The sequence below is a fragment of the Cellulomonas sp. P4_D11 genome, from assembly GCF_056401915.1.
Genome location: NZ_JBFUIK010000041.1, coordinates 1 through 26,259, shown reverse-complemented (window position 1 = coordinate 26,259; position 26,259 = coordinate 1). Strand labels below are relative to the sequence as shown.

Below are 26,259 nucleotides of genomic sequence, written 5' to 3'. Positions count from 1 at the left end.
GTGCCGGCGACCGCGGCGGCGGCCGCCGCGCCCGCCGCCGTCGCCGCACCGCCGACGGACCCGGTGAGCCTCGACCAGGTCGACGTCGTCGTGCCGGCCGCCCCGATCGTCGAGACGGCACCGGTCCCGCAGCGCGTGGTCAGCCAGGTCATCGAGGCGGACACGTTCCAGACGGTCGGCGTCACGTGGGCGCAGGGCGCCGCCGTCGACGGGCTCGAGCCGCAGGTGCGCTCCCGCCAGGACGACACCTGGGGCGAGTGGCAGCCCCTCGAGACGGCCGACGAGGCGCCGGACGCCGGCACCGTGGACGACCGGCACGAGGTGCGCGACGGCACGCCGTCGGTGTGGGTGGGCGACTCGGACGCGGTCCAGCTCTCCTTCGTCGTGGGCGACGGCACCGCGCTGCCCACCGACCTCACGGTGTCCCTGCTGTCCTCCGACGACCCCGTGCCGCTGATCCCCAGCGCCGGCGGCGGCGTCGGACCGGGCGGCGTCTCGAGCGCCGTGCCGGCCGGCCTGGCGACCGCCGCCCAGCCCGGCCCGCGGGTGATCTCCCGCGCCGAGTGGGGCGCAGCCCCCGCGGTCTGCACCCCGGACGTGGCGTCCCGGCTGGTCGGGGCGGTCGTGCACCACACGGCGGACCCCGACTACGCGACGCAGGCCGACGCGATCCAGCAGCTGCGGAACGACCAGCGCTACCACATCGCCTCTCGCGGCTGGTGCGACATCGGCTACAACTTCGTCGTCGACAAGTGGGGAAACATCTACGAGGGCCGGGCCGACTCGCTGACGAAGCCGGTGATCGGCGTGCACGCCGGCGGATTCAACACCGGCACGGTCGGCATCTCGGTGCTGGGCACCTACACCGACGTGGCCCTGAGCGCCGCGAGCATCGACGCCGTCGCGCGGCTGGCGGCCTGGCGGCTGTCGGCGTACGGCACGCCGCCCGCGGGGCAGCTCACGTACACGACCTGGGGCGGCGAGAACTCGCGCTACCCCGCCGGCGTCACGGTCAACCTGCCCACCATCTTCGCCCACCGGGACGTCGCGTTCACCGCGTGCCCGGGCAACCTCGCGTACGGCGAGCTGAACACGATCCGCGCGCTCGCCCAGCAGTACGCGGGCACGTACGGCACCACGAGCCTGGGGTACAACCTCGTCCGGTCGACGGCCGCGCCCACCATCTACGTGGCCACGCGCGACGCCAAGTACCCGGTCACGAGCATGGCGGTGCTGGGCAACCTCAGCGCCCTCGGGCCGGTGGGCGTGGTCGGCCAGGGCCAGCTCGACGCCGTGCCGACGGGCACACCGATCGGGCAGTTCCTGCGGGACAGCACCGGCGAGATCGACCTCGTCGACAGCAATCGCCTCTACCAGGCCACCAGCTGCGCGCAGCTGGTCGCCTGGGGTGCCCGCTGCGAGGACTACGGGGCGATGCTGCTCCCGGACCCGCTCATCTCGATCCTCGCCCGCGCCGGCACCCTCAGCACCGGCTACAGCACCCCGAACGGCGCCCGGTTCGTCGTCGACGGCGGGCAGCGGCACGAGGTGGCCGACGCCGACGCGCTCGCCGCGTCCCCCCTCAAGCCGGACGGCGCGGTGCTCGCACTCGGCGCGGCGGCCGGGAGCGCGCTGCCGTACGGGACCCCGATCGTCCGCACCGGCATCGTCGCGCAGGACCGTGCGACGGGCGCCGGCGTGCTCCTCGACCGGCCCGCGGGCCTGCGGCTCGACGCGGGGATGATGGCGGCGTCCCTCATCGGCGCGAGCCTGCCGCTGCGGTTCCTCGACGCGGGCAGCATGGCCCTCCTGCCGACGCCCCGCGGCACCATCGACGGTGCGCTGCGTGCGCCGGACGGCCGCCGCGTCGCGCTGACCGCGGGCGGCTCGGTGCTGCTGTCGTCGACGCAGGCCCCCGGCGACCCGGGCACGCCGGTGGAGGCTGCCGTCATCACGGCACTGGCCCCCAAGCCCGCACCAGCGACCCTCTTCGTGCGCACCGCGGCGTCCGGCACCTACTACCTGCTGGTCGGGTCCGTGCGCCGGCCCGTCCTGACCATGGCCGACGCGTCCGCGCTGGCGAGCGGCGGCCCGGTCGTCGCGGCCCTCCTGTCGGGCGCCGGCCTCGCCACGCTCACCGAAGGCCCCACCGCGCTCGGTCCGGGCAGCCTGGTCAAGTCGTCGACCAGCCCGAACATCTACCTCGTCGACGGCCTCGACCGGCTCGTGTTCCTGCCGGCGTTCGCGACCGCGGCGAGCATCGGCGTCTCCACCGCGTTCCGCGACGTGCCCGGCGCGGCGATCGCGGCCTACCAGCAGGCAACCGGCGAGCTCGGCACGCTCTGGCGCTGCGGCGGCCAGGGCTACCTCGGCAGCGGCGGCCGGCTGTGGCCGCTGCCCGCGGGCGTCCTCGACGCCGGCGGCGGCCCCGCGATCACGATGGCGGACTCGACGTGCGCGAGCGTGCCACGGGCGACCACGACCTGGACCGCGCCGGTCCTGGTCAAGACCCTGTCCAACCCGACCGTGTACCTGGTGGCCGGCGGCGTCCGGCGGCCGGTCCCGTCGATGGCCGTGCTCTGGGCGCTCACCAACGGTGCGGCGTACACGCTCTCCTCCACGCCGCAGTCGGCCATCGACAGCACCCCCGCCGGGCCCGCGGTGCTCCCGCCGGGGCGCCTGGTCCGGGGCGCGGGCGCCTACGACATCTACCTCGTGGACGGCAGCGACCGCCTCGTCTTCCTGCCGTCGTTCACGGTGTCCACCGAGCTCGGTCTGGGCTCCGCCTTCCTCGACGTGCCGCAGAGCGCCATCACGGGCTACACGAAGGCGGCCGATCCCCTGTCGCAGCTCCTGCGGTGCGGGTCAGCGGTCTCGGTCGGCTGGGCCGGAGCCGCGCACGCGCTGCCCGCCGCGATCCTGGCGACCGACGGCTCCCCCGCCACCAGCCTGCAGCCCTCGACGTGCGCGGCCGTCCCCGTCGGCGCGCCGACCGGCGGCCCGGTCTTCGTCCGGACGACGCTGAAGCCGGACCTGTACGTCCTCACGCAGGGCACCAAGCGGCTCCTCGCCACGATGGCGCAGGCCTCCGCGGTCGCCGGCGGCGGGCCGATGATCGTCGCGAACGTCCCGCAGGCCGCGCTCGACCGCGTCCCCACCGGCCCGGCGTACTGATGCGCCCCGGCCGACGTCACCACCACCGGAGAGGTCTTCCCTTGCTGCGTCGTTCCCTCGTCCCCGTCGGGCTGGTCGCCGTGCTCGCCCTGACCGCGGCGTGCACGTCCCCCGACCCCGACGACGGCGGCTCCCCCAGCCCGAGCGCCTCGACCACTGCCCCCACCCCGGGCTCGAGCTCGACGACGCCCACCGCGCCGGCGACGACGCCACCGGCGGAGCCGGAGCCGACCGAGCCGCAGCCCGGCGCCGACCCCACGACGCCGCCCGCCACCGGCACGAGTCCCGGCCGCCCCGTCCTGGTCTCGGCCACCCTCGTGGGGGGCAACGTCGAGATGTCGGGCTACGTCGAGGGCACCCTCGTCGACGGCCAGCAGTGCCGGTTCGAGCTGGTGGTCGGCTCGACCGTCACCGCCGCGACGTCGACGTCCGCGGCGGACGCGTCGACCACGCTCTGCCCGGGCGTCTCCATCCCCGCGCCTCCCGGCTCGGCGTCGGGCTGGCGCGCCCGGTTGGTGTGGGTTCCGTCGGGGGCGACGTCGGAGGCCGTGTCCGTCGTCACGCAGTGACCTGACAGGCCCTCCCGCACACCGCTCGGCTATCCTGGCCCGCGACCCCACGACCTTCCTCGGCCCCACACGGCCGGTCGGCCCGTGCGACGAACGAGGAGACGATGAAGACCGTCCTGCTGGCCGGAGGCCTGGGAACGCGCCTGCGCGAGGAGACCGAGTACCGGCCCAAGCCGATGGTCGAGGTGGGCGGACGCCCGATCCTGTGGCACATCATGAAGCTCTTCGCGCACTACGGGCAGGACGAGTTCGTGGTCTGCACCGGCTACAAGTCCGACACCATCAAGGACTACTTCCTCAACTACGAGGCGCGGAACAACGACATCACGGTCCACCTCGGCGACCGCGGCTCGCTGACGTACCACGGCGCGCACGAGGACACCGACTGGACCGTGACGGTCGCGTTCACCGGTGAGCTCACGATGACCGGCGGCCGCGTCTTCAAGGCCGCCAAGTACTTCGCCGGCGAACGCTTCCTGTGCACGTACGGCGACGGCCTCGCGGACGTGGACATCGCGAAGCTCCTCGCCTTCCACGAGTCGCACGGCAAGCTGGCCACGGTCACCACCGTGCGCCCGCCGAGCCGCTTCGGCGTGATGGACCTCAACGCCGACGGGCACGTCGAGCAGTTCCGCGAGAAGCCCCAGGCCGACGGCTGGGTCAACGCCGGCTACTTCGTGTTCGAGCCCGGCGTCATCGACTACCTCGACCCGGAGTGCGTGCTCGAGCAGCAGCCCCTGCAGCGCCTCGCGGCGGACGGGCAGCTGATGGCGTACAAGCACGAGGGCTTCTTCCAGCCCATGGACACCCTGCGCGAGTCGAACCTTCTCAACGAGCTGTGGTCGAGCGGCACGGCCCCGTGGCAGGTGTGGTGACCGAGCTGTTCACGCCGAGCGCCCTGCCGGGCGTCGGCCTCGCGCACCCTCCGTTCCACGCCGACCGCCGCGGCTCCTTCACCAAGCCGTACTCCCCGGCCGTCCTGTCGGCCGCGGGGATCGACTTCGACATCGCCGAGGTCTACTGGAGCTCGTCGGTGCAGGGCGCGGTACGCGGGCTGCACTTCCAGCTGCCGCCCACGGCCGTCGCCAAGCTCGTGTTCGTCCTCACGGGGCGGGTGACGGACGTGGTGCTCGACCTGCGGCGCGGCTCGCCCACCGAGGGCGAGCTGGCCACGTTCGACCTGACCCCCGGCAGCGGCGCCGTGCTCGTGCCCGTCGGGTGCGCCCACGGCTTCGAGGTGATCGAGGGCGACGCCACGATGTGCTACCTCCAGGACGGCGCGTTCGACGCCGCCACGGACGCGGGCGTCCGGTGGGACTCGGTCCCGGCCGGCTGGCGGACGCCGGCGCCCGTGGTCTCCGACCGCGACGCCGCGCTCCCGGCGCTCGCCGACTTCGACTCCCCGTTCGTCTGGACGCAGCCGTGAGCGCGGTCCTGGTCACCGGCGGCACCGGCTTCATCGGCCGGCACCTCGTCCGGGCGCTCGCCGCCGACGGGGCCGACGTGCACGTGCTGACCCGCGAGTCGTCGCAGCGCCGGCCCGACGTCCCCGAGGGCGTCACCGTCCACGCGCTCCCGCGCCCCAGCGTGGACGTCGCGGCGCTCGTCGACGAGGTCGCGCCCGGCACCGTGTTCCACCTGGCCACGCACTTCGTCGCGCGCCACCGGCCCGACGAGCTGGCCGACATGGTCGACTCGAACGTCACCCTCGGCACCGTCGTCGCCGAGGGTGCGGTCCGGGTGGGCGCCCGGCTGGTGCACACCACGTCCGCGTGGCAGCACTTCGACGGCGCCGAGTACGACCCGGTCTCCCTGTACGCGGCGATGAAGCAGGCGTTCGTCGACGTCCTCCGGTACTTCCAAGAGGTGGAGGGGCTCGACGCGCGCGAGGTCTGCCTCTTCGACACCTACGGTCCCGACGACGACCGCGGCAAGCTCGTCGGCGCCCTCCTGCACCACGCCCGCCAGGGCACGGCCGTGACCATGTCCTCGGGTCGGCAGCTGGTCGACCTGACCCACGTGGACGACGTGGTGGCGGCGCTGCGGGCCGCGGCGGCGCACGACGGGCCCGTGACCCGGCTGGTCGCCCGTGGCGGCGCGCCCCTCACGGTCCGTGAGCTGGTGGACATGGTCGAGGAGGTCAGCGGGCGCTCGCTCGACGTGACGTGGGGCGCCCGAGAAGACCGGCCGCGCGAGATGACGCGCGACTGGCTCGTCGCGTCCGACGACATCGGCTGGGCGCCGCGGGTCCCGCTGCGCGACGGCCTCGCCCGGCTGTGGGAGGCGACCGCATGAGCCTCACCGTCTCCGTGGTGGTCCCGGTGCACAACGGGATGCCGCACCTGCCCGCGACGCTGGCGAGCATCGTCGGGCAGACCCGGCCTGCGGACGAGATCGTGGTGCTCGAGAACGGGTCGACCGACGGCACGGCCGAGTGGCTCGACGAGCACGCGCCGGCCGGGGTCCGGGTGGTCCGCCAGGAGTCCCTGGTCGACGCGGGCACCAACTGGACCGACGCCATCGCGCTGGCCACGGGCGACCTGGTCAAGCTCGTGTGCGCCGACGACGTGCTGGAGCCCACGGCGCTGCAGGTGCAGGCGGCCCAGCTGGCGCACCACCCCGACGCCGTGCTCGCCGCCTCGATGCGCTCGGTCGTCGACGACGTCGGCCGCGTCGTGGTCAAGCGTCGCGGGCTCATGGGCCTGCGGGGCGAGGTGCCGGGCCGCGCAGCCGTCCGCACGGCGTGCCTGGTGGGCAGCAACCCGTTCGGTGAGCCGAGCGCGGTCATGTTCCGGCGCGAGGCCCTCGCCGCCGAGCTGCCCTGGGACGCCTCGCTCGGCTACGTCATCGACCTCGACATGTACTCGCGCGTGCTCCAGCACGGCAGCCTCGTGGTCGCGCGCGTCCCGCTGGCCCGCTTCCGGCTGGCCACCGGCTCGTGGTCGTCGTCGCTGTCGGACGTGCAGGCCGACCACATCAACCGCTGGGTGGACCGGGTGCGCGACAACGACCTGGCCGACCTGTCCCCCACCGACCTGCGCCGCGCCCGCGTGGGCGTGCTGGTGCAGGACGGCCTGCGCCGGGTCGCCTACCTGGTCACCCGCCTGCGCCGGTCCCCGGCGCCCGCAGCGCGCCCCGCCGGCTGAGCGTGCGGCGGCGCCCGGCCGGGCGCCGCCGGCGGTCGGATAACATCGTGGGTCGGCCCCGCCCGACATCTGAGGAGCTTTTTCGTGAGTGCAGTGCCCGTCAGCCGTGAATCCGTCCTCGACCTCGTCCGGGCCTTCGCGCAGACCTCGCTCGAACCGAAGCCCTTCGAGGCGGGCACCAGCACGGTCCCCGTCTCGGGCAAGGTGCTCACGCCGGACGACCTCGTCGCGCTGGTCGACGCCTCGCTGGACGGGTGGCTGACCTCCGGCCGGTTCCACGAGCAGTTCCAGGAGTCGCTCGCCGAGTACGTCGGCGCCCGCGCTGCGACGTTCGTGAACAGCGGCTCGTCGGCCAACCTGGTCGCGCTCGCCGCGCTCACCAGCCCCAAGCTCGGCCCCAAGCACCTCAAGGAGGGCGACGAGGTCGTCACCGTGGCCGCGGGCTTCCCCACCACCGTGAACCCGATCATCCAGCACGGCCTCAAGCCCGTCTTCGTGGACGTCGAGATCGGCACGTACGACGCCATCGGCGACCAGCTGCGCGAGGCGATCGGTCCCAAGACGCGCGCGATCATGATGGCGCACACGCTGGGCAACCCGTTCGACCTGGACCTGGTCCAGGCGCTCTGCAAGGAGCACAAGCTCTGGCTGGTCGAGGACTCCTGCGACGCCCTGGGCTCCACGTACCGCGGCCAGCGCACCGGCTCGTTCGGTGACACCGCGACCGTGTCGTTCTACCCCGCCCACCACATCACCACCGGCGAGGGCGGAGCGGTCTTCACCAAGTCGCCGCTGGTCAAGCGCCAGGTGGAGTCGTTCCGCGACTGGGGGCGCGACTGCTACTGCGAGACCGGCCAGGACGACACCTGCGGCAAGCGCTTCGAGTGGCAGCTGGGCGACCTCCCGCTCGGCTACGACCACAAGTACACGTACAGCCACATCGGGTACAACCTCAAGGCGACCGACATGCAGGCGGCCCTCGGGCTGAGCCAGCTGGCCAAGATCGACCACTTCGTGGCCCGGCGCAAGGAGAACTTCGCCTACCTCTACGAGCGCCTCCAGGGCGTGGAGGGGCTGCTCATGCCGCGCGCGACCGAGAACTCGGACCCGGCCTGGTTCGGCTTCCCGCTCACGCTCGAGCCGGGCTACCCGGTGGACCGCGAGGACCTCATGCGGTACCTCGACTCGAAGCACGTCGGCACGCGCCTCATCTTCGCCGGCAACCTGCTGCGCCAGCCGGCGTACCGCAACATCGAGCACCGCGTGATCGGCGACCTGCGGAACTCCGACATCGTCATGACGCGCTCGTTCTGGCTCGGCGTCTACCCGGGCCTGACCGTCCCGATGCTCGACTACATCGCCGACACCCTGATCGGCTACCTGCGCGACCGCGCCGGGAAGGCCTGACGTGCGGTTCCTGGTCACGGGCCACACGGGCTTCAAGGGCGCGTGGCTGTCCCTGCTGCTGGCGGGCCGCGGCCACGAGGTCGTCGGGCTGTCGCTCGACCCCGTCCCGGGCGCGCTGTACGAGCGCGCCCGCGTCGGTGAGCTGCTCGCGCAGGACCTGCGGGTCGACATCCGGGACGCGGCGGCCGTGACCACGGCCGTGGCCGGCGCTCGGGCCGACGTCGTCCTGCACCTGGCCGCGCAGCCCCTGGTCCGCGAGTCCTACCGCGACCAGCGCTTCACGTACGAGACCAACGTGCTCGGCACGTTCAACATCCTCGAGGCGGTCTCGGCGGCCGCGACGGCCCGGGCGCAGGTCGTCGTCACCACCGACAAGGTGTACCGGAACGTCGACCAGATCTGGGGCTACCGCGAGCACGACGCCCTCGGCGGCGTCGACCCGTACTCGGCGTCCAAGGCGGCGGCCGACGTCCTGACGCAGTCCTGGATCGCCACGCACCCGGACGACCCGGCCACGGGCATCGCCCGGGCGGGCAACGTCGTCGGCGGCGGCGACGTCAGTGCCGACCGCCTCATGGTCGACCTGCTCGCCGCGTACCAGGCGGGCACGGCGCCGGTCCTGCGCTTCCCCGGCGCGGTCCGGCCCTGGCAGCACGTCCTGGACTGCCTGAACGGCTACCTCACGCTCGTCGACGCCCTGCTGGACGGGCGGGCGGCCGGCGAGGCCTACAACTTCGGCCCCGGCACGGCGAGCTTCGTCGACGTCGGCTCGGTGGCCACCCGGGTGGCAGCCCTGTGGGGCGACGGGGCGCAGTGGCGTACGGACGGCGGCGAGCACCCGCACGAGGCCAACCTGCTCGCGCTCGACGCCCGCAAGGCCGAGCTGCAGCTGGGCTGGCAGAACGTCCTCGGGTTCGACGACACGCTCGCGTGGACCGTCTCGTGGGCCCGCCGGGTCGCGCAGGGCGAGGACGCGCGCGACGTGAGCCTCGAGCAGGTCGCGGCGTTCGACGAGCTGGCGAAGGGGATCTCATGACGTCGTCGAAGGACGCCGCCCCCGCGGACATCGTCGTCATCGGCGCGGGGCCGGCCGGCCTGTGGGCCGCGTACTGCGCGGGCTTCCGGGGCCTGTCGGTCATCGTCGTCGACAGCCACGCCGAGCCCGGCGGCCAGGTCGCCGCGCTCTACCCGAACAAGAAGATCTACGACATCGCGGGGCTGCCCGGCGTCACGGGCGCGAACCTCGTGGCCAACCTCATGGAGCAGGCGGCGCCGTACGGGCCCCGCTACCTGCTCGGGCACCGGGCGACCAGCCTGCACACGGGCGACCGGACGGGCGAGCTCGCCGTCGAGCTGGAGGACGGCACGCGCCTGGAGTGCAGCGCCGTCATCCTGGCCAGCGGCGTGGGCGGGATCGAGCCGCGACCGCTGCCGGTCGGCCACGAGTGGCTCGGCCGCGGGCTGTCCTACACGATGGCCGACCCGACGGCCTACGCGGGCCTCGACGTGGTCGTCGTCGGCGGTGGGGACAGCGCCGTGGACTGGGCACTCGAGGCCCTGCCGCACGCGCGGACGGTCACCGTCGTGCACCGGCGCCGGGCGTTCCGCGCGCACGCGGCCAACCTGCAGCGCGCCGTCGACGGCGGCGCGAAGATCATGACCGACTGCGAGATCGTGGCCGTGGACGGCGACGCCGTGGTGCGCACCGTGACCCTGCGGGCGCGGACCGGCGAGGTGCACTCCCTGCGGGCGGACGCGGTCGTCGGCGCCCTCGGGCTCATCTCCGACCTCGGGCCGCTGACCACGTGGGGCCTCGAGATGCACGACCGACGGATCCGGGTCGACACCTCGATGCGCACCAACCTCTCGGGGGTCTTTGCCATCGGCGACGCTGCCTGGTATCCAGGGAAGGTCGCGCTCATGTCGACAGGGTTCGGCGACGCGGCGACGGCGGCGAACAATGCCGCCGTGCTCATCGACCCCGAGGCGATCCTCGCGCCCGGTCACTCCACCGACCGGTCGGCCGAGCCGGTCCAGGAAGAGGCAGCATCGTGACCTTCGTCATCTCGTCGGAGTGCATCGACAACCAGGACGGCTCCTGCATCGACGTCTGCCCCGTCGACTGCATCTACGAGGGCGAGCGCAAGAACTACATCAACCCGGTCGAGTGCATCGACTGCGGTGCCTGCGAGCTCGTGTGCCCCGAGGTCGCGATCTTCCCCGCGAAGTCCGTGCGCTCGGACGCGACGCGCAAGGCGTTCCTCGACGACAACGCCCTGTTCTTCACCATGACGCTGCCCGGCCGCGACGAGCCGCTCGGCAACCCCGGCGGCGCCCGCAAGGTCGGTCCCGTCGAGGTCGACACCCCGTTCGTCGCCGACTGGTCCTGACCACCGCCCGGCCGTGAGCCGGGCCGAGCTCAGGCCGCGGGGCCCGTCGGCATCGCGGCGATCGCGGCGTCGGGGAGCAGCGCCGCGAGGAACGGCTGCCCGGCGGCGAGCGCCCACGCGCGGTCCATCGTGGTGACGGGCAGCTTCTGGCCGCCTCGCGCGAGGTAGATCGTCGGGGTGTCCACACCCTTGAGGAACACCGGGCCCGACGCCGTCGTCGCGACGCGGGGCAGCGCCGCGCACGTCGACGGGTCCAGGGTGGTGGTCGGCACGCCGGACGCGTCGTAGACGGAGACGGCGACCGGGTAGAGCTTGCCGGCCGAGCCGATGCCCCGCCACGTCCCGCACGAGACGGCCGTGCCCAGCGGAGCCGCCGCGGTGGTGTACCCCGCGACCGCCTCGGGCGCGACCGTGGTGAAGGTGGTGAGGCCGAGCGCGCCCGAGATGCCGAACGACGTCAGCGGGACCAGGGAGCCGAGCCCGTCCACCAGCGAGACGGTGGGGCTGTCGGAGCGCTTGACCAGCGTGCCGGGCGTGAGCACGGGCGTCCCGGTCGGCATCGCGTCCAGCGACGCCTGCGGCAGCTGGGCCACCAGCGGCGCTGCGCCGGACGTGACGGCGTAGACCGTCGCCATCGAGGCGACCGGGCGCTTCTGGCCGGCGGACGCGACGAACAGCCACGGCTGGCCCGGCGTCCCGACGAACAGGGCCGTCAGGCTGAGCGCCGGCCCGCGGCGGAGCTGTCGGCAGGTGGTCGGGTCGAGCGCGGAGGCGGGTGCACCGGACGCGTCGACCACCGCGGTCGGCACCAGGGACGCCGCGCCGCCGACGCCGACGTAGCGCTCCGACCCGCACGCGAGGACCGTGCTCAGCGGCTTGGGCGCGACCGTGTACTTGCTGACGATCGAGGCGTCGACCTGACGCCAGCCCGAGATGCCCAGCGCATCCGTGATGCCGAACGACGCGACGGGGTGCACGGTACGCGGGCCGTCGACCAGGTAGATCTGGGGCGCGCCCGTGGCCTGCACGAGCGTCCCCGGCTTGAGCACCTCGACGCCCGTCGGCACCTTGGCGAGCTCGGTGGCCGAGACGTAGACGATGATCGCGCCGGCCGGGTCCTGCATCGACCACAGCACGTCCATCGAGGGGACCGGCCGCCGCAGCCCGTCCACCGCGAGGTAGAGGGTGGGGGTGCCGATGCCGCCGACGAACACGGTCCCGGACGTCGCCGGGCCGAGCGCCGAGAGCACGGTCGCCGAGAGCGTCGGGGCGCCGGTCGTGAGCGGCGTGAGCTGACCGGTCCCGAGCTTGACGGTCGCCGCGCCCGACAGCGCGTAGGCGGACCCGTCGGGACCCTTGAACACGCTGGCGAGCGTGCCGGACGGCGCCGGCAGCAGGGCGAAGCTCGCGTGGTCGAGCGCCAGCACGGGCAGGGAGCCGATCCGCGTGCTCGCGGCGAGCCCGGGCGCGAGCGCGACGGTGCTCGCGGTGTCGACGAGGACGTCGGCGCCCGTCGAACGATCACGGGCGAGGACGCCCGCCCGGATCAGCGGGGCGCCGTAGGGCAGCGTCGAGAGCGCCTCCGGGGTGACGACGAACTGCGGCGCGGACGCCGCCGGCGAGCCCGCCGCCGACAGGTCGTCGGCGACCTCGCGCTTGGTGCCGCCCTCGATCACGAACCGCTTGCCGTCGGTGGTCCGCACGTTCTGGGTCACGGTCCCGCCGAGCGGGAACGACGCGACCTGCACGTCCGACAGCGCCATGCTCACGTAGCTGCCGCAGCCGGCGCCCCACGCCGCGAGCTGGGTGCAGTCGGTGACCAGGTACCGGACGCCGCGATCGACGAGGTAGATCAGGCCCGCGCGGTCACGGATGAAGCGACCGAGGGTGACGCCCGTGGTCCGCGCGTCCAGGAAGGACTGCTGGACGGTGCCGAGCGCGCCGAGCGGGGCCAGGGCCTGCATCGTGGCCATGTCCGCAACCGGGAACTTGCTGTCGGGTGTGACCACGTAGACGGTCGGGTTGCCGGTCGCGCGCACCAGGCTGGAGCCCACCTGCGTCGAGCCGAACCAGTCGGTGTAGTCGCGCCAGAAGTTGCGGTTGCCGTAGCTGCCGCAGCTGTCGCCCGTCCCGTACATGTTGGCGAGCGCGCTGCCGTTCGGCTGGTACGGCGTGTAGGTGTACAGACCGGCCGTCGCCTGGTTCTCGATGAAGACCTGGGTGCTGCCGCAGGCCGCCGCCCCGCTCGGGTGGAACAGGATCGTGTTGACGCGTCCGGCGCGGTAGCCGTAGTTCTGCGGGTTCTGCGCGTACCGCTTGAACTGGCGCGCGGCCTTGTAGACCTGGTTGAAGAAGCCGTAGTACTGCGTGTCGCACGGGGCGGTGTCGGGGCACCCGAAGCCCATGGCGATCCGGTAGCGGGAGTCGGTCGGCGACGTGGCCGTGACCAGACCCTGCTCCTTCTGCAGCGTGACCAGCAGCGCCTTCTGGCTGACGCCGCAGCTGGCGCCGACGTTCGCGATGATCTGGGCGGCGCTCTCAAGCCCGCCGCCCGCGTAGCCGTTGCAGAGGCCGGCCTCGGCGGGCTGCACGCTCGTCACGGCGCCGTAGTTCTTCAGGCAGAGCGCGCCGGCGGTGCAGCCGCCGCCCTTGCTGACCAGGAAGGCCTGGACGTCTCCGGCGGACATCGCGCCGCCGTCGAAGAAGAGTGCGTCGCTGATGATGCTGCCCGGCTTGAACTCGGAGCCGTCGGCGGCCACGGCGGGCCCGACGCCCAGGCCGACGACGGCCATCGAGGCCACGAGCGCGGCGACGAGGGCGCAGGCGATCGCGCGTGCACGGTGCAGCATCAGCGCGGCCCCCCGGTGGTGTCGGCGTAGGTGAGTCGGGACACCTTAGCGGCCCTGCCCGGGTCGGTCGTGGACCCGCGCGCCAGGTCAGCGCGTCGGCGTCAGCCTGCGGTACCGGCGTGGTGGGCGGCGGGCCGGCGGAACGAGAAGCCGCGGTGGCCGAAGAAGCTGATGATCATCGTCGCGACGGTGACGACGAGCTGCGCGAGGATGGGCGGGAGCCCGATCACCTCGACGACGAACGGCAGCGACACCAGGTTGACGCCGAGGGCGAAGAGGTTGACGACCTCGAACCGCCAGAGGTCCCGCAGCACGTGCCCGCGGACGCGGAAGACGAACCGGCGGTAGAGCACGAACGCGCAGAGCACCGACGCGATGTGTGCCGCCACGAGCGCGACCATGTAGCCGAGCTGCTGCCCGATCGTCCGGTCGAACACGATGAACCAGCCCATGCCGACGACCGTGTTGATGCCGCCGACGATGAGGAACGCGATGCGCTGGTCGCGCACCAGCCGGAAGAGCAGGCCGGCCTCCCCCTGCATGCCCGCGGGCGGGACCGGCGCCGGTTCGGGCGCGGTCACGACCGGCGGCGTGCCGGGGTGCTCGTCCACGTGCTCGACCATCCGTCCTCAGGGTGTCCATGGGGTTCCGCGCGGGTCCGTCCGCGCGCCGGGGGGCGGCCGGGCCCGGTCAGGGCCGACGCCACGGCGACTATAGTCCGTGGCGTGATTCCCCCCGCCGAGACGCTGCCCACGCCTCCGCACCGGATCTCGGTCGTGATCCCCGTGTACCAGGGCGAGAAGACGCTCGCGGGCGTGATCGCCGAGCTCGCGCCGTACGCCGAGCAGTTCACCACCCCCGACGGTCACCGGGCGGTCGTCGCCGAGGTCCTGCTCGTCCACGACCACGGCCCCGACAACTCGGCGCAGACCATGCGCGAGCAGGCGGAGCTGCACCCGTGGGTCAAGACGCTCTGGCTCAGCCGCAACTTCGGCCAGCACCCCGCGACGCTGGCGGGCATGGCGTCGAGCGGGGGCGACTGGATCGTCACCATGGACGAGGACGGCCAGCACGACCCGGCGGCCATCGGCAGCCTGCTGGACACCGCGATGCGGACCGGACGGTCCCTGGTCTACGCCGAGCCCACGAACGCCGCCCCCCACGGCGCGCTGCGCAACCTCGCGTCCAAGGGCGCCAAGGTCGTCATCGAGAAGCTCTTCGGCGGCAAGGACGCCTCCACCTACCAGAGCTTCCGGCTGGTGCTGGGCGAGGTGGGCCGGAGCACCGCGGCGTTCGCCGGCTCGGGCGTGTACCTCGACGTCGCGCTCGGCTGGATCGCCGGCGCCCCCGCCACGTGCCCGGTCGGCCTGCGGGACGAGTCGGAGCGCGCGTCCGGGTACTCCACCCGGCGCCTGCTCTCCCACTTCTGGCGCATGGTGATCTCGAGCGGCACGCGTCCGCTGCGCGTCGTCAGCCTCGTCGGCGTGGCGTTCGGCCTGGGCGGCCTGCTGCTCGCCCTCTGGCTCGTCATCCAGTACTTCCTCGGGGAGCAGGCGCCTGCGGGGTGGACGTCCAGCATCGTCGTCATGCTCGTCAGCACGGGCGCGGTGCTCTTCGCGCTCGGGGTGATCGCCGAGTACATCGGCGTCTCGGTGAACATGGCGATGGGCAAGCCGATCTACCTGATCGTCAGCGACCCGGGCGCCGGCCCGCTCGGTCGGAGCCCGCGGTCCCGGTGAGCTCCCCGGTCCTGGTCGTCGGCGCGCGCGGCCTCCTGGGCAAGGCCCTGACGCGCGCCGCCACGGCGCAGCGCCGGCCCTGGGAACGGGCCGACGTGGCGTGGTCCTCCCCCGACGCCGTCGCGCACGCGGTGGGCGCCGTGCGGCGCGCGCACGAGCAGTGGGGCGACGACTGGGGCGTGGCGTGGTGCGCCGGTGCGAGCGTCACGGGCGCCACCCCTGCGCAGGTGGACGCCGAGGTCGCGACGATGACGGCGTTCGTCGCCGAGCTGGTCGCGGACGGCATCGCGCCGCCCCGGTTCTTCTTCGCGTCCTCTGCGGGCGGAGTGTTCGCCGGCGCGTCCGACCCGCCCTTCACCGAGCTGTCGGAGCCGCGGCCGCTGGCACCGTACGGGCACGGCAAGCTCCTGCTCGAGGAGCAGGTGCGTGCGCTCGCCGACGCCGGCACGCGGGTGCTCGTCGGCAGGATCTCCAACCTGTACGGCCCGGGCCAGAACCTGGCCAAGGACCAAGGGCTGGTCACGCGGCTGATCCGGTCCTCCCTGGTGCGCGAGCCCGTCGGCATCTACGTCTCGCTCGACACCATCCGCGACTACCTGTTCGTCGACGACTGCGCCCGGATGATCCTCGACGGCATGGACCTGCTCGCGGCACGGCCTCCCGCCGCCCCGGTGCTCAAGCTCTTCGCGGCCCAACAGGCGACCACCATCGCGGCTCTCCTGGGCTTCAGCCGCCAGGTGCTCGGCCGCACGGTCCTGGTCACGCTCGGCGGCTCCGACCTGGCCAAGCAGCAGGCGCGTGACCTGAGGTTCCGCTCCGTCGTGTGGCCCGAGCTGGACCGTCGAGCGCTCACCACGCTCCCCGACGGCATCCACGCCACGTCGATCGACCTGCGGCGGAGCCTGGCCGCGGGGCGGCTCTGACCCCTCGGGGCCGCCGGGCGCCCGAGGTCAGGCGCCCGTGTACTCCAGCACGACGCAGCGCCGCACCTCGGGGTAGCCGAGCTGGCCGGTCGGACCCGGCACGGGGCAGCTCTGGTCCGTCTCGATCCACCCGGGTCGGGTCCAGTACTCGAGGTACGTCACGCAGGTGGTCGTCGCGTCGTTGACGCAGAGCGCGAGCGGAGGGCCGTCCGACTCGGCGAGCTCCTCCTCGAACGCCTCGGTGTAGCTCTGCCGGTCGCCGCCGCTCTTGAACCCGGTCACGAAGGCGGCGTTCCGGCCGTCCTCGAGCGTGCGGTGCAGGATCGGCCACATGTCCCAGTAGTAGCCCGCGAGGAACCTCACGTCGTGCTCGCGGGCGAAGTCCGCCGTGGCTCGGGACTGGACGAGCACGGTCGCGCTCGTGGGCGCGGCGAGGGGGCCGGCCAGCCCGACCACGCAGCCGAGCGTCGCGACGGCGGCGACGACCGCCCGGCTGACCCGCGTGTCGCGCATGGCCGGGATCCGGACCTGCCGCACGAGCACCGCGTCGGGCAGGCACCAGCCGATGAGCACCGCGGCGAGCGGCACGGCCAGGCACAGCACGCCGAAGAGGACGACCGGGTAGAAGTAGCGGAACACGTACCCGTTCTGCGCGACCCACGGGTTGCCCGCGAAGAGCGCCCAGTACCCGGTGCAGAACAGGAGCGCCAGGGCGAGCCGCGGCAGCAGGATCCGGCGCTCCGGCCTCAGGAGGAGCAGGGCGACGCAGGCGGCGCACAGGAGTGCGACGAGCCGGATGGGGCGGAACGCGGCGAACACCGCGAGCATCGCCTGAGGAGCACCGCGCACGAACTGCGCCACGTCGAAGGTGAAGTAGTTCTGCGGCGCGTCGGGGATCGGCCCGGCGGTGCCACCGAACCGGGCGGCGAGGAACGCCCAGATGCCGAACCAGACGAGCCACATCGCTCCGAAGGCGATCCAGCGCACCCAGGCGCGGCGCCGGGCCAGCTCGATGACCGCCACGAACGCGGCGACCAGGATCGTCGACTGGTTCAGCCCGACGGCGATGCCCACCATGGCGGTCGCGACCGCGAACGCCCAGGGTTCCCGTCGCTTCCACAGCAGGAAGGCGCCGAGGGTCAGGGCCCACGACGCCGAGTACGGCTGGCTCTCCAGGGCCATCACGTGCACGTGCCACGGCGTCAGGACCAGGTGCGCGGTGGCGGCGATCACGAGGAACAGGACGATGGTCGCCCAGCGCTCGCGGCCGCCCGTCACCACCCGGACGCCCATCCACGCGATGGTCAGCAGCAGCAGGTGGAACGCCACGGCGTTGATGAGCAGGCACGCGAAGAGGTTGGCGCCGGGGTCCGCGATCGGGCTGGCCAGCAGCGACACGAACGCGGCGAAGCGGTTCTGGCCCCAGAAGAACAGGTCGACGTCCTGGATCGACATGATCGACTGCTGGACGCCGTCGGCCTGCAGGTAGTCGACCGTCCGACGGAGCACGGTGAGGACCGAGAGCACCAGGACGAGCACGCCGCCGACGATCCAGGCGGTCAGCCGGTCAGGGCGGCCCCGCCGCGGTCCCGACACCTCCGCACCGGGCTCTGTCGTCTCCTCCTCGGACACGTCGACAGCCACGCTCCACCCCTTCGACGACCCCCGTGGCCCGATCGGGCACGCCAACCCTAGGGCATCGACGGCACAGGACCGCCCGGCGCGCAACCGGGGTCGACTACCCTGTGGGGACGAAAGAACAGGGTCCGGCGCCACGCCTGCCGGCGACGAGAGACGGCACCGATGACCACCCACCAGCCTCCGACGGCGGCCCCACGCGACGGCGCGCCCTGCCCCGACTGCGCCGCCGCCTCCGTGATCCTCGTCGTCCCGTGCCACGACGAGCAGAGCACGATCGGCCGCGTGATCGCCGACTTCCGGGCCCAGCTGCCGACCATCGAGGTGCTCGTCGCCGACAACCTCAGCACGGACGACACGGGTGCCGTCGCGCGCGCCGCGGGCGCCGCCGTGATCAACGTCCCGATCAAGGGCAAGGGCCGCGCGGTGCGCCGCCTGCTCGAGTACAGCAACCACGACGTCACGATCATGGTCGACGGCGACGCCACGTACGACGCCTCCGCCGCGGCCTCGCTCGTGCACCACATCTTCTGCCTGGGCTTCGACCTGGTGAACGTCTCCCGGGTGATCGAGGAGGTCAGCGGCGAGGAGTACCGCCGCGGGCACCAGATGGGCAACGCCGCGCTGACCACCTTGCAGCGCACGCTCACCGGCATCGGGCTGCAGGACATCCTCACGGGCTACAAGGCCATGAGCCGGCGCTTCGTCGCGTCGATGCCCGTGCGCTCCCAGGGGTTCCAGGTCGAGGTCGAGATCGCCGCACACGCCGTCGGGCTGGACCTCGCGTACACCGAGATCCCCGCCGCCTACGTCTCGCGCCCCGAGGGCAGCACCTCCAAGCTGTCCACCTACTCGGACGGCTGGGCGATCCTGCGCTCGATCCTGCGGCTGTACCGCGACTACCGGCCGCTGCAGGCATTCGCCCTGCTCGCCACTCCGTGGCTCTTGTTCAGCGCCGTGACGGTCGGGCTCGCCGTGGCGGGCTTCCTCGAGACCGGCACGGTCGAGCGGTTCCCCAGCCTGATCGCCGGGGTCGCGGCGTTCGTCACCGGCATGCTGCTGCTGACGGTCGGCTGGATCCTGGCGCGCACGCAGTCGCTGCGCCGGGACGAGCTCGCGCTGGCCGCGGCGAACGCGATCCGCGACAGCGAGTACCAGCGCCACGGCGGCCACCCGCGCCGGCCGACGCCGGCCCTCGAGCGACAGTCCACACCGACCACGGTCGAGTCCGTCGCCGTCCGGGCCACCGTGCCGTCAGGCACTGACTAGCACCGTGCCGTCAGGCACCGACTAGCACCGTGCCGTCAGGCACCGACTAGGCAGACGGCTGGCCCGTCGGGACGGGCACGGGCTCGGGGCGGAACACGAACGCCCGGTAGGTCACGAACCGGAACACGGCGGCCAGGCCGAACCCGATCACGTTCGCCGAGATGTTGTCGGCCAGGGGCGAGGTGAGGCCGAGCAGGTTGTGCGACACCCACAGCGTGCCGACCGCGATGACCATGCCGGCCAGCGAGAAGGCGACGAACAGGGCGGCCTCGCGTCCCATGCTGCGCCCGCGGCGGTCGCCGAACACGAAGTGCCGGTTGCCCAGCCACGTCGCCACGGTCGCGATCGCGACCGAGAGGCACTTCGCCAGCGTCGGGGTCACGCCCGCGCCGTAGGCGAGGAGGTTGAAGGCACCGACGTCGATGACGAATCCCACGACGCCGACGACCCCGAACCGGGCGACCTCGTTCAGCAGCCGCCGGGCACGGGCGACCGCGTCGGTCGTCGGCACGTCAGCCATCTGCACTCCCCGTCCGCGCGCCCCATCGGCGCGCGGGCCCAGGTTACCGGAGCGGCTGCGAGGCCCACGTCGGTACTCTGGACCCTGCCTCCCCCTGCGCAAGCCCCCTGCGAAAGGTGTCCCGTGCACGTCCTCGTCACCGGCGGAGCCGGCTTCATCGGCTCCAACTTCGTCCACCAGACCGTCCGCGAGCGCCCCGACGTCCGCGTCACGGTGCTCGACGCGCTGACCTACGCGGGCGACGAGCGCAGCCTGGACCCGGTCGAGGGGAAGGTCGTCCTCGCCAAGGGCGACATCGCCGACCCGGACATCGTCGACAGCCTGGTCAAGGACGTCGACCTGGTGGTCCACTTCGCCGCCGAGTCGCACAACGACAACTCGCTGCACGACCCGTGGCCGTTCCTGCGCACCAACGTGATCGGCACGTACCAGCTGCTCGAGGCCGTCCGCCGCCACGACGTCCGCTACCACCACATCTCGACCGACGAGGTCTACGGCGACCTCGAGCTGGACGACCCGGCCAAGTTCACGCCGGACACCCCGTACAACCCGTCGAGCCCGTACTCGTCGACCAAGGCCGCCTCGGACCTGCTGGTACGCGCGTGGGCCCGCAGCTTCGGCGTGCGCGCCACGATCTCCAACTGCTCGAACAACTACGGACCGTTCCAGCACGTGGAGAAGTTCATCCCGCGCCAGATCACCAACGTGATCGACGGCGTCCGCCCCAAGCTCTACGGCACGGGCGAGAACGTGCGCGACTGGATCCACGTCGAGGACCACAACAGCGCGGTGTGGGCCATCATCGAGCGCGGCCGCCTGGGCGAGACCTACCTCATCGGTGCCGACGGCGAGGAGAACAACAAGACGGTCGTCGAGGACATCCTCGAGATCATGGGCCAGTCGCCCGACGCGTACGACCTGGTCAGCGACCGCCCCGGCCACGACCTGCGCTACGCGATCGACTCCACCAAGCTGCGGGAGGAGCTCGGCTGGGCTCCCCGGTACGAGAACTTCCGCGCGGGGCTCGAGGCGACCGTCGCCTGGTACCAGGCGAACGAGTCGTGGTGGCGGCCCCAGAAGGACGCGACCGAGGCGAAGTACGCGCAGCTGGGGCGGTAGGCCCGCCTCGGCCGGTGGTGCCGTCGGTCGTCACCGGTCCAGGTGCCAGAGCACCCAGGTGCTGCCGTCGGAGGTGGCCGTCGCCACGGGCTCGCCACGGACGCCCGCGGTCAGGTCCGTCGGGCAGCCCGGGACGACCATGAGCCAGCGGATCCCCGCGCGTACCGCCGACACCTGGTCGAGGTGCCCCTCGGTGCGCGCGCGGTCGGCACGGTCGAGGTCGACCCGGTGGTCGGGCCAGGCCAGGCCGAGGTTGTAGGAGGCCACGGGTCCTCCCCAGACCGCGTTCACCACGGTCGGGTCCACGCAGCCGTCCACCTCGACCAGCCCGCCCTCGTCGCGCGTCCGGTCCAGCAGGTCCGCCTGCGCCCGGTACTGCGGCGCGCCCAGGGGCAGGTAGCCCGCCGCGGTGACGGCGGGCCGGAAGAGGAGGAAGTCGCCGCTCCAGACCGCGGCGACCGCCACGCACGCGGCCAGGGCGAGGGCGAACGTGCGGCCGCGGACCGGCGCCGGTGCCGCGGGGCTGCGCGACCCCGCGAGGCTCTCGATGACCGACCACGCGAGCAGGGGCACGACGAGCACGGCGACCAGGACGTACACGTCGAGCCAGAACCGGTAGGGCTCCTGGTTGGCGCCCCACCGGTCGTTCGACGCGAGGTACGCCCACAGGAACAGCAGCGCGCAGGGCACCGCGACCCACACCGTCTGGCGGCGCCGCACCCCGAGCACGGCCACCAGGGCGAGCGCGGGCACGACCCCGAGGGCCGAGAACACGCCGGCGGGCGCCGGGACGCCGAGGTCCTTCGACGACGCCTCCCGGTAGGTGAGGAACGGGTCGTGCTGCACGAGACCCCACCCCGTCGCGAGCACCTGGGGCGACGCGCAGGCGGCCAGGGCCGCCACAGCCCACAGGGGGCGCCAGCGCCCGGCGCGCAGCACCAGGAGGACACCCGGGACGGCCGGGGCGATCCCCAGCGCGAGCACCGCCAGCCGACCGAGCGCGTCGGCCACGAGCGGTCCCGCGACCACGACGAGGACCACCAGCCCCACGGTCGTCAGCAGCGCCGCCCGCGACCGCCACCGCACGAGCCCGTACGCGGCGACCCCGCCGGCCAGCACGAACGTCGAGACCAGGAACGCGTACGTGTGGACGTTCGCCAGCGACCCGACGAGCGCGCACGCCGCGATCGACACCGGCAGGGCCGCCCGCTCCGGCACCCGACCCGCGGCGACGAGCATCATCGCGAGCAGCGCGATCGCGCCCAGGGAGAGCGCGGCCGTCTCACCGTTCAGGGTGTACAGCACGCCGTACGGGCCCCAGAGCACGGCGTGCGAGCCCAGCACGGTCATCCACGACGTGCCCCCGGAGAGGATCCAGGACCCGGTGCCGAGCAGGAAGGGGACGAAGCCGAGCAACCCGGTCCACCATCGTCGGGTCAGGAGCACGCACGTGACCCCGACCGTGCACACGAGGGCGACCTGCACGCCCAGGCCGCACACGGTCCACATGGTCGCCGGGCTGGTACCGGTGAGGTCAGCCAGCCGGCCCAGCAGCACGTACCAGGCCCGCGGGTAGCTGATCGAGCCCGTGAGCGTGTAGGGCTCGACGTCCGCGGACGCCCCCTGCGACACGTTCGTCGCGATCGACAGGTAGGAGAGCTGGTCCGGCCAGAAGTAGTCGCGGAACGACGACGGGCGCCACCCCGGCCAGGTGAGCATCATCCCGGCCTGCAGCGCGAGGTGGAGGACAGCCGCGGAGAGCACGGCGGCGCCGGCCAGCACGGCTCGTCCACGCATGGTCAGCGTCGTCCTCAGGATCGCGTCGGGCACCCGTCATGCCAGGCGTTCCCGGCGCGGGTGGAGACTACCCGCCGCCGCGGGGTCCGTCGGTGAGCGTCCTCTACACTGTGCGACCGGCGTGGGCGACCCACGCCACCTCTCCCGTCGAGGGGGACGACGACGGGGACGGTGCGGTGCAGGGACAGTCGGCGCCCGGGCGCACGGAGCGCGTGCTCGGACGCCTCTCGGAGCCGCTCGTCTACGTCGCCGCGGCGGTGCTCGCACTCCTCGGCGCCTGGTGGGCGCTGCGCCTGACGCAGCTCGACTGGCACGTCCCGCTGTCGTACTCCGGCGACGCGGTCGCGGTGGCCGCCCACGTCAAGACGACGCTGTCGACCGGCTGGTACGAGCACCAGCCGCTGCTCGGCTGGCCCACCGGGCAGAACTTCCACGACTTCCCCGCCGCCGACGACCTGCACCTGCTGCTGATGAAGCTCCTCGGCGCCGTGCTGGGCGACTGGGCCGTGACGCTCAACGTGTACTTCGTCCTCGGCTTCCCGCTGGCGGCGCTGACCGCGGCGTACTTCCTGCGCCGCGTCGGCGTCGGACGCGCGATGTCCGTGGTGGGCGCCACCCTGTTCGCGCTCGCCCCCTACCACTTCGCCCGCGGCGAGGTGCACCTCTTCCTCGCGTCGTACTGGGTGCTGCCCCCGGCGCTCCTCGTCGTCGTGCGGGCGTTCCGCGGCGAGCCGCTCTGGTCCCGCGGCGGCGGCCGGCTCGACGCACGAGCCGTCTCGACGGGGCTGTCCATGGTCCTCGTGGCGGCCGGCTCCGCGTACTACGGCGTCTTCACGCTCGCCCTGCTCGCCGTCGGCGCCCTGGTCGCGGCGGTCTACCACCGCAACGACCGCCGTGTCCTCGGCGCCCTGGCCGCGGGTGCGATCGTCGTGGCCACGATGGTGCTGCTGATGCTCCCCGACCTGCTGTACGCGCGGTCGCACGGCACCGACGCAGGCGCCCTCTCGCGCCCCCAGGAGGGCGCCGAGGTCTACGCCCTCAAGCTCTCGTCCCTGCTGCTGCCCGTGCCGGGCCACGTCGTCGGCCTGCTGGCGGACGTGCGCGCCACCTACGAGCAGTTCCCCGTCCCGGGCGAGTCGCCTGCGCTCGGCGTCGTCGCGGCGGTCGGCCTCCTCGTCCTCATCGGCGTCGTGATCCTGCACGCGGGACGGCCGGCGGCGCACCCCGCGACCACGAACGTCCGGTACTGGACGCTCGTCGCGCTGGGCGCGCTCGCCGTCGTCGCGCTGCTCCTGAGCACCGTCGGCGGGTTCAGCAGCCTGATCTCGTTCGTCACCACCAGCGTCCGCGGCTGGAACCGGATGTCGATCGTCCTCGCGCTGCTGTCGCTCGCCGCGGTCGGGCTGCTGCTCGACCAGGCCGCCGGCCGTCTGCGCGCCCGCACCTCGAAGACCACCGCGATGGTGACGCTGGCCGCGGTCGGAGCGGTGCTCATCGTCGTCGGCACGCTCGACCAGGCCAGCCCGCTGTACCGGCCGGACGTGGACGCCGTGGCCGCCGAGTTCCACGCCGACGCCGACTGGGTGGGCCAGGTCGAGGAGACGTTCGGCGACGACGCCGCGGTCTTCCAGCTGCCCGCCATGCCCTTCCCCGAGTCCCCGCCGCGCAACGGGGTGGTGGACACGGACCAGCTCAAACCGTTCCTGCACTCCGACACGCTCCGGTGGTCCGGCGGCGGGATCAAGGGCCGCCCCGAGTCGGACTGGCCGTCGCTCGTCGCCGCGCTGCCCGCGCCCGACGCGCTGGACGCGCTCGACGACGCCGGCTTCGACGCCCTCGTCCTCGACACCCGGGCGCTGGGCGACGACGGCGCCGGCGTCGCCCAGGCGTGGGAGGAGCTGCTCGGCGCGCCGGTGATCGAGGGTGCCGACGGCCGGTACCTCGTGTTCGACCTGCAGCCCTAGGCGCCGGCACCCGCGCACGACCTGATCTGCACAGATCCTCCACCACGCCCCTGCGCGCGCTCCCCTCCACGGCCCGACCGCTCTCCTACGATCGTCGTCGTGACCAACCGCCACGCCGCCGTCCCCCGCCCCCGTGCCGCCCGGCACGCCCGGTCCGTGCACACCCACCACGTGTTCCGTGGGATCGCGCTCACGCTGGCGGCGGTCGTGGTCTTCGGCGCCAGCGGGGTCGCCGCGGTGGCGGCCAAGCTCAACGGCAACATGAACAAGGTCGACGTCTCGGCGCTCGTGGCGCCCATCCCGACGCCGTCGAAGGAGCCGGACCCGGACGACCCGAACGCCGGCCAGGCGGTCAACATCCTCATCCTCGGCTCGGACCAGCGCGACGGCGAGAACGGCGAGATCGGCGGCGACGTCGAGGGCATGCGCTCGGACACGACGATGGTGCTCCACATCTCCGCGGACCGGTCCCGCGTCGAGCTCGTGTCGATCCCCCGCGACTCCCTGGTCGACATCCCGTCGTGCACGATGACCAACGGGAAGACCACCAAGGCGACGCACGGCATGTTCAACTCGGCGTTCGCCACCGGCTGGGACAACGGCGGCGACATGGAGTCGGCGGCCGCGTGCACGATCAACACCGTGCAGCAGAACACCGGCATCGCGATCAACCACTTCGTCGTGGTCGACTTCGCCGGGTTCCAGCAGATGGTGAACGCGATCGGCGGCGTCCCGATGTGCATCCCGAACTCGATGTTCTCCCCCGACGCCGGCCTCGCGCTCGCCCCGGGGTTCCAGACGCTCGACGGTCAGACCGCTCTCGCCTACGCCCGCGCGCGCAAGGGTGAGGGTGTCGGCGACGGGTCGGACACCAACCGCATCGGCAACCAGCAGAAGCTCATCGCCGCGATGGTGCGCGAGGTGCTCTCGCGCGACGTGCTCACCAACCCGCAGAAGCTCATCTCGTTCCTGAGCGCGGCGACGAGCTCGCTGACCACCGACAACACGATGTCGATCAGCAACATGACCGGCCTCGCCTACAACCTTCGCAACATCAACAGTGGCAACATCACGTTCATGACGATCCCGTTCGCTCCGGCGAAGTCGGACCCCAACCGGGTCGAGTGGACCTCCGCCGCCGACGCGGTGTGGGCCAACATGGCGAACGACGTGCCCGCGCTCGGCGAGGCCCCGGCCGCGCCGGTGGCGACGACCGCGCCGACGCCCGGCGGCACCGAGGCTCCGGTCCCGGCGGACACGCCGACCCCGACGGAGACGAAGAAGGCCGGTCACGAGGCGTTCACGGTCGACGACACGACCGACGTCTGCTGACGCATGGGCTCCGACGAGCGGACCTCACGCACCCCTCCCCCCAGCTTCGCCCCGGGCGCCCCGCCGCGGCCGCCGCGTCCGGACGAGGCGTCGCCGATCGTGGTCGGCCGGCCCGCCCGGCCCTCGGCGCCGAACCAGGCGCCACGGCCGCCGTCGGCTGAGCAGTCGCGCCCTCCGCTGGCGCCCGCCCGCCCCGCGCAGGTCCCGCCCGCGCAGGTCCCGCCCGCGCAGCGCCCGACCGACCGGCCCGCGTCGATCGCGCCGCCCGCCCGGTCGACCCGCCCCACGGCTCCCGCGGCGATCGAGGTCCCCGGTCGCACCCGCCCGGGCGCAACCGCGGCACCCACGCCGCCGCCCGGGCCGCGCAGCACGACCTCGCGCCCGGCCACCGGCCGGCCCGCGTCGGCGCCGCCGTCCCGCCCC

22 protein-coding genes are annotated in these 26,259 nt (G+C 73.2%); 16 read left to right on the top strand and 6 right to left on the bottom strand.

What is annotated here, in order from left to right; all coding sequences use genetic code 11:
• The 10 genes from AC1DT4_RS18200 to AC1DT4_RS18155 all read left to right on the top strand — a co-directional run.
• A partial coding sequence (locus AC1DT4_RS18200) for a peptidoglycan recognition protein family protein (protein WP_477091178.1) occupies positions 1–3,174 on the top strand: 3,174 nt, incomplete at its 5' end.
• A 41-nt stretch (positions 3,175–3,215) separates the two neighbouring features.
• Positions 3,216–3,743 carry a hypothetical protein gene (locus tag AC1DT4_RS18195; RefSeq protein WP_477091177.1) on the top strand — a complete coding sequence of 176 codons (528 nt, stop codon included), beginning with the start codon at positions 3,216–3,218 and terminating at the stop codon, positions 3,741–3,743.
• Between the two features lie 104 nt (positions 3,744–3,847).
• On the top strand, positions 3,848–4,618 hold the full coding sequence (gene rfbF / locus AC1DT4_RS18190; protein WP_477091176.1) for a glucose-1-phosphate cytidylyltransferase: 771 nt from the start codon (positions 3,848–3,850) through the stop codon (positions 4,616–4,618).
• Positions 4,615–5,169, top strand: coding sequence for a dTDP-4-dehydrorhamnose 3,5-epimerase family protein (locus tag AC1DT4_RS18185; RefSeq protein ID WP_477091175.1), 555 nt, complete (start codon positions 4,615–4,617; stop codon positions 5,167–5,169). Before rfbF ends, AC1DT4_RS18185 begins: the two co-directional genes overlap by 4 nt.
• On the top strand, positions 5,166–6,038 hold the full coding sequence (locus AC1DT4_RS18180; protein WP_477091174.1) for an NAD-dependent epimerase/dehydratase family protein: 873 nt from the start codon (positions 5,166–5,168) through the stop codon (positions 6,036–6,038). Before AC1DT4_RS18185 ends, AC1DT4_RS18180 begins: the two co-directional genes overlap by 4 nt.
• Positions 6,035–6,889 carry a glycosyltransferase family 2 protein gene (locus AC1DT4_RS18175; protein ID WP_477091173.1) on the top strand — a complete coding sequence of 285 codons (855 nt, stop codon included), beginning with the start codon at positions 6,035–6,037 and terminating at the stop codon, positions 6,887–6,889. The genes AC1DT4_RS18180 and AC1DT4_RS18175 overlap by 4 nt, the downstream gene beginning before the upstream one ends.
• Before the next feature lie 84 nt (positions 6,890–6,973).
• Entirely contained in the window at positions 6,974–8,296 is a 1,323-nt protein-coding gene (gene rfbH / locus AC1DT4_RS18170; protein ID WP_477091172.1) for a lipopolysaccharide biosynthesis protein RfbH, read from the top strand.
• Position 8,297: 1 nt separating this feature from the next.
• The gene (gene rfbG, locus AC1DT4_RS18165) at positions 8,298–9,332 is read left to right on the top strand and encodes a CDP-glucose 4,6-dehydratase (protein WP_477091171.1); all 1,035 of its coding nucleotides are present in this window, start codon (positions 8,298–8,300) and stop codon (positions 9,330–9,332) included.
• Complete coding sequence (locus tag AC1DT4_RS18160) at positions 9,329–10,351, top strand: NAD(P)/FAD-dependent oxidoreductase (protein WP_477091170.1); 1,023 nt, start codon at positions 9,329–9,331, stop codon at positions 10,349–10,351. Before rfbG ends, AC1DT4_RS18160 begins: the two co-directional genes overlap by 4 nt.
• Complete coding sequence (locus tag AC1DT4_RS18155; RefSeq protein WP_477091169.1) at positions 10,348–10,686, top strand: indolepyruvate ferredoxin oxidoreductase subunit alpha; 339 nt, start codon at positions 10,348–10,350, stop codon at positions 10,684–10,686. Before AC1DT4_RS18160 ends, AC1DT4_RS18155 begins: the two co-directional genes overlap by 4 nt.
• 29 nt (positions 10,687–10,715) lie before the next feature.
• Here the strand turns inward: AC1DT4_RS18155 and AC1DT4_RS18150 are convergent, their stop codons facing one another.
• Both AC1DT4_RS18150 and AC1DT4_RS18145 read right to left on the bottom strand, forming a co-directional pair.
• A complete protein-coding gene (locus tag AC1DT4_RS18150; protein WP_477091168.1) occupies positions 10,716–13,535 on the bottom strand; it encodes a hypothetical protein in 2,820 nt (939 codons plus the stop codon).
• Positions 13,536–13,636: 101 nt separating this feature from the next.
• On the bottom strand, positions 13,637–14,158 hold the full coding sequence (locus tag AC1DT4_RS18145; RefSeq protein ID WP_477091167.1) for a GtrA family protein: 522 nt from the start codon (positions 14,156–14,158) through the stop codon (positions 13,637–13,639).
• A gap of 102 nt (positions 14,159–14,260) precedes the next feature.
• Between AC1DT4_RS18145 and AC1DT4_RS18140 the strand changes: the two genes are divergently transcribed.
• Together AC1DT4_RS18140 and AC1DT4_RS18135 are read left to right on the top strand one after the other, a co-directional pair.
• Positions 14,261–15,274 carry a glycosyltransferase gene (locus tag AC1DT4_RS18140; protein WP_477091166.1) on the top strand — a complete coding sequence of 338 codons (1,014 nt, stop codon included), beginning with the start codon at positions 14,261–14,263 and terminating at the stop codon, positions 15,272–15,274.
• The gene (locus AC1DT4_RS18135) at positions 15,271–16,197 is read left to right on the top strand and encodes an NAD-dependent epimerase/dehydratase family protein (RefSeq protein ID WP_477091165.1); all 927 of its coding nucleotides are present in this window, start codon (positions 15,271–15,273) and stop codon (positions 16,195–16,197) included. Before AC1DT4_RS18140 ends, AC1DT4_RS18135 begins: the two co-directional genes overlap by 4 nt.
• Before the next feature lie 27 nt (positions 16,198–16,224).
• Here AC1DT4_RS18135 and AC1DT4_RS18130 read toward each other — a convergent pair whose 3' ends face one another.
• Positions 16,225–17,841 (bottom strand): hypothetical protein, encoded by a 1,617-nt coding sequence (locus tag AC1DT4_RS18130; RefSeq protein ID WP_477091164.1) that lies wholly within the window; start codon positions 17,839–17,841, stop codon positions 16,225–16,227.
• 159 nt (positions 17,842–18,000) lie between these two features.
• Between AC1DT4_RS18130 and AC1DT4_RS18125 the strand changes: the two genes are divergently transcribed.
• Entirely contained in the window at positions 18,001–19,104 is a 1,104-nt protein-coding gene (locus AC1DT4_RS18125; RefSeq protein WP_477091163.1) for a glycosyltransferase family 2 protein, read from the top strand.
• 46 nt (positions 19,105–19,150) lie between these two features.
• On the opposite strand, the gene AC1DT4_RS18120 is transcribed toward AC1DT4_RS18125, so the two are convergent.
• Positions 19,151–19,624, bottom strand: coding sequence for a GtrA family protein (locus AC1DT4_RS18120; RefSeq protein ID WP_477091162.1), 474 nt, complete (start codon positions 19,622–19,624; stop codon positions 19,151–19,153).
• A gap of 123 nt (positions 19,625–19,747) precedes the next feature.
• Between AC1DT4_RS18120 and rfbB the strand changes: the two genes are divergently transcribed.
• Positions 19,748–20,743, top strand: a complete 996-nt coding sequence (gene rfbB / locus AC1DT4_RS18115) for a dTDP-glucose 4,6-dehydratase (RefSeq protein ID WP_477091161.1) — start codon at positions 19,748–19,750, stop codon at positions 20,741–20,743.
• Between the two features lie 30 nt (positions 20,744–20,773).
• Here the strand turns inward: rfbB and AC1DT4_RS18110 are convergent, their stop codons facing one another.
• Positions 20,774–22,540: a hypothetical protein gene (locus tag AC1DT4_RS18110; RefSeq protein ID WP_477091160.1), complete on the bottom strand. Its 1,767-nt coding sequence runs from the start codon at positions 22,538–22,540 to the stop codon at positions 20,774–20,776.
• Positions 22,541–22,632: 92 nt separating this feature from the next.
• Here AC1DT4_RS18110 and AC1DT4_RS18105 point away from each other — a divergent pair, with 92 nt between their 5' ends.
• Both AC1DT4_RS18105 and AC1DT4_RS18100 read left to right on the top strand, forming a co-directional pair.
• A complete protein-coding gene (locus AC1DT4_RS18105) occupies positions 22,633–24,504 on the top strand; it encodes a DUF6311 domain-containing protein (RefSeq protein WP_477091159.1) in 1,872 nt (623 codons plus the stop codon).
• Between the two features lie 99 nt (positions 24,505–24,603).
• Positions 24,604–25,836 (top strand): LCP family protein, encoded by a 1,233-nt coding sequence (locus AC1DT4_RS18100; protein WP_477091158.1) that lies wholly within the window; start codon positions 24,604–24,606, stop codon positions 25,834–25,836.
• Here AC1DT4_RS18100 and AC1DT4_RS18095 read toward each other — a convergent pair.
• The coding region (locus tag AC1DT4_RS18095) for a hypothetical protein (RefSeq protein WP_477091157.1) at positions 25,794–26,259 on the bottom strand (466 nt) is incomplete at its 5' end. The two genes, AC1DT4_RS18100 and AC1DT4_RS18095, sit on opposite strands and share 43 nt — an antisense overlap.